This window comes from Nodularia chucula CCY0103 (genome assembly GCF_963923915.1).
Taxonomy (GTDB): Bacteria; Cyanobacteriota; Cyanobacteriia; order Cyanobacteriales; family Nostocaceae; genus Nodularia; species Nodularia chucula.
Window position 1 is genome coordinate 1 of record NZ_CAWUOL010000113.1, and the last position, 15044, is coordinate 15044.

A 15044-nucleotide genomic window follows, 5' to 3' on the forward strand; every position below is an offset into this window, starting at 1 on the left:
GAGAATTGTAAGCATTGCCCAAATTGCCCAAGGAATTACCTTCACCACGGCGATCTCCTATTTTCCCTTTGATATCCAAAGACTGCTGATGGAAATCAATCGCCCGTTGGTATTGTCCCAGAGAATTGTAAGCATTGCCCAAATTGCCCAAGGAATTACCTTCACCACGGCGATCGCCTATTTCCCTTGATATTTCCAAAGACTGCTGGTGGAAATTAATCGCCCGTTGGTACTCTCCCAGGGACAAGTAAGCATTGCCTAAACTGCCCAAGGAAATACCTTCACCACTGCGATCACCTATTTCCCTTGATATTTCCAAAGACTGTTGGTGGAACTCAATCGCCCGTTGGTATTGTCCCAGATCATTGTAAGCATTGCCCAATGAAATTAGAGAAGCTCGATAATTCCAATTTTCTCTCGCCTCAAGTTCTGCCCATTTACTGACCAACTGCCCATATAATTCCACTTTGTCTGCGTAATAACCCCGCAAGGACAAAAATTCATGGCAAACCCAAATGCTATCAAAGGCAGAATTATAATCTTCCAACTGATAAAAATGATCAAAGATTTCTAAGTATTCTTTGACATCATCTTTTGTATTCCAGGGTGGTTGTTTAGCAATTGAGCGATAATAATCAATAGCTCGTTGATGCGCCTCTGTTTGATCACCTGCTTTATACCGCACATACTCCAAAACCACTGGCTGAAACTCAAACCACCGCTTACCATTAAGTTTTTCTACTAACAAAGAACGCTTAACCAGATTCCTTAACTCTTGCTCAATTTCTGCTGCTGAACTTCCCGGTAATACAGCCAAGGCTGCTGCGCTATTAATTGCACCACGATACACACTAATATTCAGCAATAAAGCCTTTTGTACTTCACTCAATCTGGCAAAACTGGCATCCAATACCAACACCATCCCCACATTTTCCCGGCGATGCACACCTATTACGTGGGGATCTGTCAACAACTGCGGCAAGTTGCCTAAACCTAAATCTACTAATCTGCTTAAATCCGGGTCTTGGGAATATTCTTCTTTTAATAAATCAGCTACCAATTTCAACAATAAGGGATGCCCATCTACCAATTTGACAAACTTTGCTTTATCTCCCCGAATCTCTAATTCAGTTAACAGTGCGACTCCTTCCTTTAATTGCAAACCTTTGAGAGTTAGCCATGCAAAGCCTTTTGGTAATTCTGGTCTTTCCCTAGTGGTGACTAAGACTTTACTCTTACTGCCAGATTCCACCCAAGCGTTAAAGAAATCACCATAAAATAGACTTCCCCATTGTCTATCTGCTTGTAATACACTCTCTAAATTGTCAATAATCAGTAAAAATTGACCAGTTCGTAAACACCGAATCAACGCCTCGACTAACTGCGTTTCTTGTTCTGGAACCGGAAAGCCAAACTCTTGTAATACTTTTCTCGCTAAATCGCTAAAACTTGCCCCGTTACTAACATCAGCCCAAAAACGTTTAGGAAAACCCCCAATTTCATCGTAAATTTTAGCGGACAGTGTAGATTTCCCTGTACCACCAATGCCTTCTGTGCCAATGAGGAATGTATTTTCATCGGTTAACCATTGCTGTATTTTGGCAATTTCTTCTGTTCTTCCTTGCCAGTAAGCCAAGCTTTTGGGCGAGTCACCTGCTTTCAAAATCCCTGGTGATTCGGCTTTGGTACTGCGTTCTATCAACTCGACTATTTCTTGCTGTGCAGTACCATAAACAGCAATATAGTTAGTTACTTTGGGCTGTTAGTATTCCTACTCAAGTCATAGGTTGGCTGATTAACATTGCCTGCTGTATTTATCTGTATACTTTCATCGTAAGATTCAGCATTGAGACTCACAGAGGCATCACTTGATTTTTGTTCTTGCAAAATTTGAGCTATTTCCTCTGCCAGAGCGGTATCAGCTTCTAGAATCTTCTTCAGTTGCACCCGCAAACTTGCTTGTAAATCTTCATTCTCTGGATTTTCAGCTACATCTGTCGCCGCTTCTTGGGCTGCTTCTTTAGCCTCTACTTTAGGTTGTAACTTACCCCAAATAGCCTTGGCTTTATTCCAACCATCTTCACCAACTTTTTGAGATGCTCCTTCTATGGCTTTATTACCTGCATTCAGCAAAAATGGTAGACAGGGAGCCAGAAGTTTGACGATTAAGCTGATATCCATTTATTTACGCAATTTATCGCGGTTAGTTATACAAATGTATACTAGCGCATCATAATTCTGAATTGCGGTAATAGGGTAATACAGCAATTACTCATCAGGAATCCAAGTTTCAGGAAAATTTCTTAAGGTTCCCTTTTTAAGGAAGTCATAAAATGGCACAAATTATCATTGTCGGCGCAGGCCGCACAGGTACAGCACTTGCCCTACTCCTAGTCAAACATGGCATTAATGTTACCCTCATTGAAGCTGCAAAAGACTTTAATCGGGTATTTCGCGGTGAGGGATTAATGCCTAGTGGCTTAGATGCACTCACACAAATGGGACTATCTGCATTACTGGAAGATATTCCGACTCGAAAACTGGATGGGTGGGAGTTCATCATTAACGGAAAACCATTATTTCGCGTAGATGAGCCAATGGGCGCAAGTCGTCCCTGTACACTGGTATCACAACCGCCACTGCTTAAAGCCTTAATTTCCGAAGCTCAAACCCATGATGGATTTGTATTTATCCCAGGTGTTGCTGTCAAAGATTTATTGAGGAGTGATAATCGTGTTGCAGGTGTAGTTCTCAGTGATGGGCGACAACTAACTGCTGATTTAGTTATTGGTGCTGATGGTCGTAACTCAATTGTCCGGGAACGCACCGGATTAAAATTAATTAAACAGCCGAAAAATATCGATATTCTCTGGTTTAAGCTGGCAGCTAGTCCCCAGTTTGTCGATGATAATGTATTTCTGACTATTGTAAATAGCGAACGAGTCTTTAGCATCTTTCATGGTGCAGAGTCAGGTAAACTACATTTAGCTTATGTAATTTCCGCCATCGAACCAACCGACTACAAGCAAACAAATTGGGCAGAAATTTTCGCCTCACTATCCCCCGCATGGTTAGCAGAACATTTCCGCCATCATGCAGACACCATCGAATCTCCCATTAAGTTATCTGTTGTAGTCGGTCGTTGTCCCCAATGGCACGCACCCGGTATATTGCTTTTAGGTGATGCTGCACACCCCATGTCCCCTGTTCGCGCTCAGGGTATAAATATAGCCTTGCGTGATGTGATTGTGGCTACTAATTATCTAGTCCCGATATTATCAGCAGATGCAGAACACCAGCAAATTGATTTAGCGCTATCACAAATTCAAACAGAAAGGGAGCCAGAAATTATCCGCGCCCAGCAACTCCAGTTACAGGAAGCCGCACAAGGTGAACTACTGCGAAAAAATTCCTTAGTGCGATCGCTCTTAGTACAATTTGCACCTTTACTAAGTAAAATAATTAAAAATTCTTGGTTGCGCCGACAACATGAAATGCGCCAAGGAATTACACAAGTAAATTTAAAAGTATAAAAAACTTCTACAAATAGTAACTATTTGTTGCAAATACTACTATTTCAATGTCATATTTATATATTTAATGCAAGATCAAAGTATGGGTTCTCATTAAATACCCATAATCCCTAACTAAAGTTAAAGGGAGGAAAAAATGATTAACAAAGCATATCTCTTAGCTTCAGCCACCGTTTTTGCTTTAGCGGCAATTCTGCATTTTATGCGACTCGTAAATCATTGGTCAATGCAAATTGGCACATTCAGCTTTCCATTTTGGGGTTCCTGGTTAGCCGTAATTATGGGTTCTATATTAAGTATATGGGCGGTTAACCTAGCAGCCAATCAGTGGAAACCTAGCCGACAGTAACATACTTTGATCAACATCAATTCTAGTCGCCTTATCCCCCAGATTAACCCACATCTGGGGAATATTTCCATAAATAATCAAGCCCCCTCATTGCTTGCGGAGAGGGGGTTGGAGGTGGGGTTCTTATACCTCATAACACCAGGAAGTGCTGTAAACTATCAACAGATAGAGATATTTTGTCAAATTCATCAGGGTATAGCCAATTTAAATATAGCTAATTCTTAATAAAAAATTTATTTATAAGCTAAAATTTACCCAACTTAGGTAATGTGTTGAAAAACTATTTTTAGTAAATCCCCTTGTGTAAAAGGTTTAGGTAAAAATCCAGAAGCTCTCACTAGCTTTGATTTAGCTCTATCTATCAGACCTGTTTTAGCTGTTACCATAATAACAGGCGTATTTTTAAACGATGAATGCTTACGCAATAAAGAGCATACCTCATAACCATCAAGCTGGGGCATTTCAACTTCCAATAAAATTATGTCCGGTTTATTTCGGATAATTTCTGTTAAAGCGTTGAAAGAATCAGTAATTGTAATTACAGAAAATATTTGCTCATCCAAATAACTTTTAATACTGTTTAAAACTGTCAAGCTATCATCAATACACAGGATTTTATATAGCCTTTTCGGTACAGGGGTTTTACCTGACTGACTCCGATGAGATATATTTTGATTATCTTCACTTAGTTGAGGATATTTTTGTGCTGGTTGTGTTTGCAGTGATGGCTGATGATAGCGGACAACTGGTGTATTCTCTGTGTAATTTTTCTGACGATGAGGTTTTTGATACTGTTCAACTAATAAACGGATATTTAAATGACAATATTTTGGCATATCATCGAGAAAGCTGTCCGAAACAAATTCATAACTTCCCTCTTCTAAGCACAAAAATGTCTCTAATACTTCTATGGCTAGTAACTCTATCACCATTCCGGCTTCAGTGGGACTGAGATATTTCTGACTAACTAGCCAACAAATAGCCAGATAATCTGGGTTGGGTATATCTTGATTCTCCAGCCGATTTTCAAACATAGCCTGCAATTGCTCATCAATTCCGTCAGGAAGAGTTGAGAGTTGTGGACTTAAGGTTTGCAAGGTTCTGTAAAGCCGCTCAAACATCTTATCTGAGTAGCAAGCATAAATTAGCTTACCCTCTTCTATGTAGATTGACCAAGAACCAGCTGTGCTAAATACTTGCAAGCAACCATTAACAGTTTTACTGGTAATTTTTTTTAACAGAGATATGGGTTGCAGTTTTTGAAAAAATCTATATCTACTAATAGGAAGTGTCTTCATCGGCACAGATTTGAGATATAATTTATAGCCACTATGAAATTCAGTGAATAACTGTTTCAGCATTCACAACAAGAGTTTTAAAAGTAGTGTTCAGCTTAATATAGCGGTGATGTTGAAGTTAGTACAGAGATTCTTCACCCCTAACTCCTAATTTCCCAATATCTGCTAAGATATGGTTCATCTATTTATAATTTGCCCTGGTAGACTCTGTAAAAGCGCAGAATAACCCTAAGATTGTACTAATTGGCTTACTTTTACAGTAACTCAACTGCGGTAAACAGACTATTGGCTCTAGCCCATCAGTAACAAAAATATCTTTCTTATAAGTATTATTCCGGTTGATATGTTCGCTAATCGGCAGTTAAAGCTCATATAGCTAGATGAGAATGTATTGAAATAAACCAAGTATCTCTGTGGATTAGTATGTTCACAAGTTTGAGATTGTAGAGGTTTTGTCGTCAACTTTCAATGAAATTATCGCTTTTACGACAATAACAGTAAATTTCCGTTCCAAGGGAAGTCATGAGGTGGGTTTGGTTTTCAAAGTTATAGCAACTGGTGTAGTGGGGTGTAATAACTGTGATAATGATAAATTGAGATGACGGGAAAATTGCTGGTAATAAAATCAGCAAAAATTTATCACCGGATACCCACTAGAAGGATATCTAGTCTTATATGTGATCAATTTTGATGGTCATATCCCAGAAGGATAGTAGATATCGGCGCAATCGGTCTTTATCCCTGAATGGTAGAGTGCAAATTGTTTGTGGACTAATTTTTAGGTTACTATAGTTTTTCCCAAAAGAAACAAAAAAATTGTAAATATCATCATGAATAAGTAAAGAAAATGTAAATAGAAAATAGTAGCAATTTTCTATACTTCCTGGGGAAGTCATATAGCAGAGAACACTTCAGCAATTGTTACAGTGAGTTTTGCGCTTAACCCTGGGGACGGGTTAAGACCCGAATGGTGTGTCGGTTTTATCTGTCCTTAAACCAGCGAACAATTTTATCCCCACAGTTATTAAAAAAATGTTCAGTGAGAGTATCTTCACCACCCCAAGCTGGAATTTTTGCCCCCAATGTCGTAAAAAAATCATAAACAATAAATTGAGCCAGTTTACTCTTTTTCCCCGTGGCTGAATAAATCATCTGACAAGGATAAGCTAAAGTACCAAAAGTAGGAATTAAACCTACTAGCAACGCCACCCAAGGTAATTCTCTATTTTCCCTAGCTTCTGATAACATTCTGCTAAATGTATAAATAGTTCTATATACTGGACCTCCCGCAGCCAACCAAATTAGTAATACTATTTCGTTAATCAATCCAGCCGAATATAATAATGGTATTATTAACAGTTCTATGGCTTTGAATAATCCTTTAATGCCAAGATGTACGCCAAAATCTGTTAAATAAGCACCAGCATTTTCACTGGATAAACGTCTAAATAAGTCATCGGCTGCTTCTGGTTGCAGTTGACCACGCTGTTGCCAATGCAAAACTCTATTAGAAACATAATCTCTGGCAATTTTCAATCTATAGCGCTGAGAACTTAGGAATTTGAAAAACTGCCAAATTAATTTTTGATAATGAATCTTTCTAAGATTACTAAATATTTTTAATGGCAGAGATATTATCAATGTTTTGGCAATTAACCACAATATTCTGCCTGATTCTCGTATATACCAAATTAAATGATTTTTAGCAAACCAGTTAGCCTGTTCTTCCGTTAACTTACCTTTATGCAACTGATATTTAATGCTGCTGTGAAACCTCGTCATGGATTTCCATTTTTTTTGTGCATATTCTAGATGCTCGACCTGCTCTATAATTTCTAAGTATTCTGATATTCCGAGTTTGTTTTCTAAATTTACCTTTTCTTCAACTAAATATTGCTTTAATTTATTGATATCTACATTATCAAATAATGCTGCTCTATGTTGAAAAGCTTTTGGTAAATAAAAGGAGAAAAGTGTAAGAAAATTTAAAGGAAATAAGGCAGGAACACCAGATTCGCAGTCTATAAAGACAAAAACATATTCTCCATCTATGTAACTTTCTAATAAAAAATTATTTAAAGCTGTGGGACTACCTTTACCCGCTTGCCAAACTAAACCATCAAAGCCAGACTTCATCAGTTGTTTTTGCAATGGTAGCATAATATGATCAACTAACTGATGTAATTCTTGTCCTTGGTTTTGATTAAAAGGTTGGTGTAGTTGAACGTGTCTTCCTTGAATAAATTCTGTATCTAATTGATAGGCTTTAAATTCTTCATTCCACCCCATAGCAAATGCGTCAGCAACTCTGAGTTGAAAACCAAACCAGTATTTAACTAGTTGCTTTAATATTTTGCGGCGATAGTAAGCACAGCTTAAGGCGTTTTGGTTCCAAACGTAAGGATTAGGAACACCAAAGAAAAAATAATGAATTAAGTTGGCTATCTTGTCTTCAAAGAAAATTTTTCTAGCAATATTACCTTCAGGTGTATTTACTAAAAAAACTTGTCCTGATCTACCTGCACCTAATAACTTGGGCTGGGAGTCTTTGTTAATGTCTACCATCTGAGGTTTTATATTTTAATGAAATTAACATATTTCCAGATAACTTTTATAACTCTGTTATATCTGGACTGCTCCATTATCAGGCTAATTTCCTATAATTGCTCCCAGGTCTAAAAGTGTTTGTTGTTGGGACTGCGTTAAACCAAAAACCCCTGTAATATTCATGTCTTCGTAAGGTCTGGGATTTCGGAGAATTTTCACACATTCACCACTGTCAATATCCCATAGTTGGATAGTTTGGTCTTCACTACTACTCGCCAGGAGGGGATTTTTATCTGGATGAAAATGGATAAAAGCAACTCCGTAAATCCATCTTGTATGACCTTGCAGCACTTTGAGACATTTCCCGGTTGCAATATCCCAAAGTCTCACAGTTTGGTCTTTACCACCACTAGCCAACAAAGTACCATTAGGACTATACGCCACTGTAATGATAGCTTCTGTATGTCCTTTCAGGGTTTTTAAGCATTGGCAAGTTTCAATATCCCAAATTTTGATAGTTTGATCTTCGCTACCAGTGGCTAAAGTTTTGCCATCGGGACTGAACTTAGTTAACCAAATTGCATTGCTATGTCCTCTAAAAATTTTGCAACATTCTTTTGTCGCTAAATCCCAACCTCTAACTATTTCTTCAGCACCAGAACTTATTAAAAGTTTACCGTCAGGACTGTAAGTTACACAGGCGATCGCATAAGTATGATGAAATAAACCAATACATTCCCCTGTATTCACATCCCACAGCCTCATCTGACAGTCAGTGGAACCACTAGCTAAAGTTTTGCCATCAGGACTGTAAGCCAGGGAGATTAACCACTCCACATGACCACGACAGATATGTAAGCATTTTCCCGTTTGTGCGTCCCAAATTCTCACAGTTCCATCAGCACCACCACTAGCCAAAGTCTTACCGTCAGGACTATAAGCTACTGTTCGCACCCAATGGGTATGTCCTTGCAAAGTCTTCAAACATTTTCCCGTTTGAATATCCCACAGTTTCACTGTCTGGTCTTCATGACCGCTAGCTAAAATTTGCGGTGGAGAATTATTAGTTAATGGAGAAACATCCAGCGCCCACACACCGCTACTATATCCTTGAAATGTTTTTGTACAAAGTCCTGTGCGGATATCCCAGAACTTCACCGTTTGGTCTTCATCACTAGCAATGAGACTTTGACCGTCAGGACTAAAAACCAGGGAACGAATACCATTAGTATGACCTTGTAAAGTTTTCCGACATTCCCCTGTGTGCATATCCCAAAGGCGAATTGTAGTATCTGCACTACCACTGGCTAAAGTTTTGCCATCCTGACTACAAGCTACACACCAAACAGGGGCTGTATGTCCGTGGAGAGTGGCGAGAGAATTTCCTGTATCTATATCCCAAATCTTTACAGTAGTATCAGCACTACCACTGACTAGGTTTTTACCATCTATACTAAATGCCACAGCCCAAATCACATCTGTGTGTTCTTGCAGGGTTTTCAAGCATTCCCCAGTTGTCACATCCCAGAGTTTAATGGTTTGGTCAACACTACCACTGGCTAAAATTTGAGCATCTGGACTTATAGCAATAGACCAAATCCAATTTATATGTCCTAGCAGAATTTTTAAACATTCTCCTGTTTCGATATCCCAGAAACGAATTGTAGTATCAATGCCGCTACTCGCTAGCACTGAACTATTTTCATTTTCAACCAAAGCTACAGACCAAACAAAACTAGTATGGCCTATATAAGTTTTCAGACATTTACCTGTTTGGCAATCCCATCTTTTCATGATGGGTTCATCACTACCACTGACTAAAGTTTGACCATCAGCACTAAAAACCAAAGAACGCGCCCAACCTCCATGTGCTTCCCAGCTTAAGCGTTGCTGTCCGTCTGAGATTTGCCACAGGGAAATTTTGCCATGACTATCGCCTGTTGCTAACAAGTTACCATCAGGGCTAATTGCGACTGTAAAGGTGTAACTCAGATTGGTTGTAAAGGTAGATTTTGTTAAATCTGAATGAGCAAAGTTTGTCTTGTGTAAATTCACTCCCTTAAAATCGGCTTGCCAAATCGTCAAATCAGAAAAATCATAACCACTTAAATCAACCTGCATTTGCCGGAGTAAATTGATGGTATTACCACCTACATATCCGCTATCAATGGGTTTTAGTCTCCGCAATGATGATAAAATCTTCATTAAGTGTGTGGCAATATGTTTGATGTTGCCAAAAATAGCAATTAATTGTTTAATAATAGGGTTAAGAATTAGATAAATTTGAATTTCTTTAATGTAATCTTTAGCAGTCGCTTTAATTAGTGCATGGGTTTTAAATAAAGCAACATTTTGAGTAGTAATTTCATCACAGACTTTTTGAATTAAACAACTGGTCATATATTCCATTAACACAGGCTGTAAACTAAATGAGCCATTGCCTTTTTCAATTAGACTACGCCTTTCTAAAGCTTCTAGGGCTTCCAAGATTTGAGCCGAGGAAATTGGCGAGAGTAAATCAGCTTGAATTTCTGTAAAACTTACAGGTTCGCGGTTAATTGCTAACCAGTACATGACTGATTTTTCTAAAGCTGATAAACGTTGAAATTGTTGCTCGATTAAATCTTGAATATCACCGAATATTACAGTACCTTCAGCCAGGAAATTATCAATTTTACTGTCAAATAAATCACGAATAGTGTTGGCGACAATCTTTAATGCTAAGGGATTACCTGCATAAGATTTAATCAAAATTTGCCATTCATTGCTTGACCCGGTAAAATTTCCTTTGCAGTTAAAAATGGCTTGTCCATCACTGATTGATAAACCTGATAACGGCAGAGTCTTTACTGGTAATATCTCGCCTTCTAGTATTGCTACTTCTTTAGGTTTTTCTCGGCTGGTGAGAAGTAAACAACTTTGGTGGCGAAATTCACCAATCCTTTTAAACAATTCGCCGTAACTTTCATAACCAGGGCGATATTGACCTGTAGCAGCTGCATTACCGTTCAAAATAATCTCTGCATTATCGAGAATTAGCAGACAACGATGTTTTTGTAGATAAGTCAGTAATAAGGAAATCTGCTCAAAGATAGATGCACATAAATAATTTTCCTGTTCTTGGGAAAGAACTTGAATTAAGGTAGTTAAAAGTGATTCAATAGTAGGGGCATTGTGGAGCGATCGCCAAATCACATACTCAAAATTTTTCTGAAGTCTTTCACCCAGTTTCACAGATAACGAAGTTTTACCAATTCCCCCAATTCCCAATAGCGCCACTAACCTAGAACGGTCTTGAATAATCCATTTTTCTAAAATTGCTAGTTCTTGAGAACGACCGTAAAAAATAGAAACATCAGGCGCTTCACCCCAATCAGTATGGGTAGTGGGGGTATTGATTTGATGAAAATCCCATCTTCTGAGAGAGGCGCGGAGGTTATTTTTAGTTACTTTTTCCCCCATTGCTTGGGAGAGAATTTTCCACAGTTGAAAGCCCACAATTTTGATGTAGTCAGGATTATAACCAAATTTTTCGGCAATTTCTGGATATGTTTTTTGTTCCCAAGACTGTCGAAAAATGGTTTCTTGTAAATCATTTAAAGATGCTTGTCCGAGAATGCTTTCTACAATTACTAAGGCTTCTTCTACAGTCATTTGTCTAGTGTTGCTTACTAAAGATAACTATGATTGATAACTTTGAATAACTTTTAATTACTGCAAATAATTAGCAGCTTTTCTATGATGCTATCAGTTGTTGATTCCCCAAAAACAGCAACTTTAAATCATTCACACATTCATTGGAATTATTTTGGTCTATGACTACCACCTTACAAAGACGCTCTAGCGCCAATGTCTGGGAGCGTTTCTGTGAGTGGATCACTAGCACTGATAACCGGATTTACATCGGTTGGTTCGGTGTTTTGATGATTCCCACTCTCCTAGCTGCTACCACCTGCTTTATCATCGCCTTTATTGCTGCACCTCCTGTGGATATTGATGGTATCCGCGAACCTGTTGCCGGTTCTTTAATTTATGGCAATAACATTATTTCTGGCGCAGTTGTGCCTTCTTCTAACGCCATTGGCTTACACTTCTACCCCATCTGGGAAGCGGCTTCTTTAGATGAGTGGTTGTATAACGGTGGCCCTTACCAGCTAATCATTTTTCACTTCTTGATTGGCTGCGCCTGTTATCTGGGTCGTCAGTGGGAGTTATCTTACCGCTTGGGTATGCGTCCTTGGATTTGCGTAGCTTACAGCGCTCCTTTAGCTAGTGCTACCGCAGTGTTTTTGGTATATCCCATCGGTCAAGGTTCTTTTTCTGATGGTATGCCTTTGGGTATCTCTGGAACTTTCAACTTTATGTTGGTGTTTCAAGCCGAGCATAATATTTTGATGCATCCATTCCATCAGTTAGGTGTAATTGGTGTATTTGGTGGTGCTTTACTTTCTGCGATGCATGGTTCCTTAGTCACCTCAACTTTGGTACGTGAAACCAGTGACACCGAATCTGCTAACTATGGTTACAAGTTTGGTCAAGAACAAGAAACTTATAACCTTGTTGCCGCTCACGGCTATTTGGGACGATTATTCTGGCAATATATCAGTTTCCAAAACTCTCGATGGCTACATTTTGTTTTAGCAGCTTTGCCTGTGATTGGTATCTGGTTTACTGCTTTGGGTATTAGCACAATGGCGTTTAATTTAAACGGGTTCAACTTCAATCAATCCATACTTGATGCCCAAGGGCGGGTAATTAATACCTGGGCTGATGTAATTAACCGTGCCAATTTGGGAATGGAAGTGATGCATGAACGCAATGCTCACAACTTCCCTCTAGATTTGGCAAGCTATGAAGTTGCACCTGTAGCTTTAACTGCTCCAGCTATTAACGGCTAAGGGCGTTGCTCAAGGTTTAATTGTCGTTTTTTATGATTGCTTTGTTGGGGGATGGTGTCTGCCATCCTCATTTTTTATTGGCTGCGATCGCCGCCTCAAGCACAGGTGTATAGTATATGAAAGCATGATTGGGAGGGAGGATTCAATCGTCATGAGCGTAATTGTGGCTAAGTGGACAATTGACGAATATCACAGCATGATTGACTCTGGTATTTTGTGCGATCGCAAGGTGGAATTACTGGAAGGAGAAATTGTCGAAATGCCTCCAGAAAGGGAACTTCACGCTTATTGTAGTGATGAAGCGGGTCAGTATCTCACAGATTTGTTAGGTACGCGTGCCACAATACGTCATGCTAAACCCATTACCCTACCCAACGACTCAGAACCCGAACCTGATTTAGCCATTGTCCAACGTTTAGGACGGGAGTATCGAGAACATCATCCCTATCCAGAAAATATTTACTGGTTAATTGAGTATGCAAACTCTAGTTTAGACAAAGATTTAGAGCTAAAAAGCAAAATCTACGCCGCAGCAGGCATTTTAGAATATTGGGTTGTGAATCTCAAAAAGTTACATTTAGTGGTATTCCGAGACATCCTAGATGGAGAATACGCGACAAAACAAACTTTGACAACAGGAACAATTCAACCACTGGCATTTCCAGATATTTCTATTTCGGTGGAACAGATATGCGATGGTTCTCAAATTAATTAAATAGGGACGGCGTACACCATCCCATTTATTTTATCTTTCCACTTCCGCAACTTCTTTGGGAACCCCAGCCGTTAAAACTTCATGTCCTGTAGATGTTACCAAAACATCATCTTCAATGCGAATCCCAATCCCCACCCAGCGAGGGTCTGTTTCTGGTTGGTCTTCTGCGAGTTTGGTATCTGGAACTATATAAAGTCCTGGTTCCACAGTTAACACCTGTCCAGGTTGCAAAATCTGCGGTTTATCTTCACCGTGTTGATAAACACCCACATCATGGACATCTAAACCTAACCAATGACTGGTGCGGTGCATATAATAGGGTTTATATTTTTCTTCCTCAATTAACTTGTCAATTTCTCCTTTGAGGATGCCAATTTCTACTAACCCTTCAGTGATAACTCTGACGGCTGCATCGTGAACGCTGTTAAAAGTATTACCGGGTTTTACTTGAGCGATCGCCTGTTTTTGCGCCTCTAAAACAATCTCATACAATGTTTTTTGCTCCGGTGTAAATTTACCACCTACGGGAAATGTCCTGGTAATATCAGAGTTGTAATAACCATAAGCACAACCAGCATCAATCAGCAGCAATTCCTGATCCTGCATTTGCCGATGATTTTCAATATAATGTAATACACAGGCATTCACACCAGAAGCCACAATGGAAGGATAAGCTGGCCCCATCCCACCGCGCAACCTAAAGATATGTTCTATTTCCGCCTGGATTTCGTACTCATAACGTCCAGGTGCTGTCACTTCCCTAGCGCGGTTGTGTGCTTCCACAGCGATATCCGCAGCTTGACGCATCAATTCTAATTCCCCTTCACTTTTCAGCAATCTCATGCTGCTGAGAATAACTCCAGTATCTTCAATACCTCTGGGGCCTGTGCCACGCTTGGGATAAGTCCGGAGCAAATTTTGGTAATGTCGGAGAACTTTATCATTAAAAGTGCGATCGCGTCCTAAATGGTAGTAAATGCGATCCGCTTTTTCCAAATACTGGGGCAATTTTTCATCAAGTTCAGCAATCGGGTAAGCTACATCTGCACCATATTTTTCCTTAGCTGCATCCACCCCACAAAGGTAACCAGTCCAAACTTCCTTTTCTCGATCCTTCGGTTGCACAAATAGCACAAATTGATGTTCTGGATGGTGTGGCGCTAAAACGGCGACTGCTTGCGGTTCATTAAACCCAGTTAGATAGAAAAAATCACTGTCCTGACGATAAGTATATTCCACATCGTTGTGCATGACTGCCATTGGCGCACTGCGAAAAATCGCCGTACCATTACCAATTTTTGCCATTAACTGTTGACGACGCTGCTGATATTCTGCTTGCATAGCTAATCAAGTCTTATATTTTAGTATTATTCTACACTTTATACAAATGTCCACTGGATAAATTGGTGGCTAATTCTGATTATTTTAGCCAATATTTATCTGATTAATCACATATTAATTGAATATAGCCATGATAAACTGTGCTATCTGCTTAAAATATTGGTATCAAACTCAAAGGTTTTATCAACCCTAGCTACTAAACTTACTCACATTTAAATTTATAGATAATCACGAACTCTAAAAGTAAAACTATTTTAAATATAGATTTTTAATGATATACAAGAACCTCATCTTCCAGGAAAGAAGGGGAATACAGCGTTTCCGGCTGTTATGAGGTACAGTAGCAGCAATTAGCAAACCAGT

The 15044-nt window shown here is 39.1% G+C and carries 10 protein-coding genes; 4 read left to right on the forward strand and 6 right to left on the reverse strand.

Annotated features, from left to right (window positions below):
* Both ACM0OP_RS21500 and ACM0OP_RS21505 read right to left on the reverse strand, forming a co-directional pair.
* Positions 1–1702 (reverse strand): tetratricopeptide repeat protein (locus ACM0OP_RS21500; protein WP_414530450.1); only part of this gene is annotated, 1702 nt, incomplete at its 3' end.
* Between the two features lie 47 nt (positions 1703–1749).
* The gene (locus tag ACM0OP_RS21505) at positions 1750–2181 is read right to left on the reverse strand and encodes a hypothetical protein (RefSeq protein WP_414530451.1); all 432 of its coding nucleotides are present in this window, start codon (positions 2179–2181) and stop codon (positions 1750–1752) included.
* Positions 2182–2333: 152 nt separating this feature from the next.
* Here ACM0OP_RS21505 and ACM0OP_RS21510 point away from each other — a divergent pair, with 152 nt between their 5' ends.
* Positions 2334–3533 carry an FAD-dependent monooxygenase gene (locus tag ACM0OP_RS21510; protein ID WP_414530452.1) on the forward strand — a complete coding sequence of 400 codons (1200 nt, stop codon included), beginning with the start codon at positions 2334–2336 and terminating at the stop codon, positions 3531–3533.
* A 136-nt stretch (positions 3534–3669) separates the two neighbouring features.
* The gene (locus ACM0OP_RS21515; RefSeq protein WP_414530453.1) at positions 3670–3882 is read left to right on the forward strand and encodes a hypothetical protein; all 213 of its coding nucleotides are present in this window, start codon (positions 3670–3672) and stop codon (positions 3880–3882) included.
* A gap of 260 nt (positions 3883–4142) precedes the next feature.
* Here ACM0OP_RS21515 and ACM0OP_RS21520 read toward each other — a convergent pair whose 3' ends face one another.
* The 3 genes from ACM0OP_RS21520 to ACM0OP_RS21530 all read right to left on the reverse strand — a co-directional run bounded on the left by ACM0OP_RS21520 (position 4143) and on the right by ACM0OP_RS21530 (position 11381).
* Complete coding sequence (locus tag ACM0OP_RS21520; RefSeq protein WP_414530459.1) at positions 4143–5180, reverse strand: response regulator; 1038 nt, start codon at positions 5178–5180, stop codon at positions 4143–4145.
* 981 nt (positions 5181–6161) lie between these two features.
* The gene (locus ACM0OP_RS21525) at positions 6162–7745 is read right to left on the reverse strand and encodes a hypothetical protein (protein ID WP_414530454.1); all 1584 of its coding nucleotides are present in this window, start codon (positions 7743–7745) and stop codon (positions 6162–6164) included.
* An 84-nt stretch (positions 7746–7829) separates the two neighbouring features.
* Positions 7830–11381 carry a WD40 domain-containing protein gene (locus ACM0OP_RS21530; RefSeq protein WP_414530455.1) on the reverse strand — a complete coding sequence of 1184 codons (3552 nt, stop codon included), beginning with the start codon at positions 11379–11381 and terminating at the stop codon, positions 7830–7832.
* Between the two features lie 161 nt (positions 11382–11542).
* On the opposite strand from ACM0OP_RS21530, the gene psbA reads away from it, so the two are divergent.
* Together psbA and ACM0OP_RS21540 are read left to right on the forward strand one after the other, a co-directional pair.
* Positions 11543–12625 (forward strand): photosystem II q(b) protein, encoded by a 1083-nt coding sequence (psbA, locus tag ACM0OP_RS21535; RefSeq protein ID WP_414530456.1) that lies wholly within the window; start codon positions 11543–11545, stop codon positions 12623–12625.
* 151 nt (positions 12626–12776) lie between these two features.
* Positions 12777–13340: a Uma2 family endonuclease gene (locus ACM0OP_RS21540; RefSeq protein ID WP_414530457.1), complete on the forward strand. Its 564-nt coding sequence runs from the start codon at positions 12777–12779 to the stop codon at positions 13338–13340.
* 30 nt (positions 13341–13370) lie between these two features.
* Here the strand turns inward: ACM0OP_RS21540 and ACM0OP_RS21545 are convergent, their stop codons facing one another.
* Positions 13371–14681, reverse strand: coding sequence for an aminopeptidase P N-terminal domain-containing protein (locus tag ACM0OP_RS21545; RefSeq protein WP_414530458.1), 1311 nt, complete (start codon positions 14679–14681; stop codon positions 13371–13373).
* Between the last annotated feature and the right edge of the window lie 363 nt (positions 14682–15044).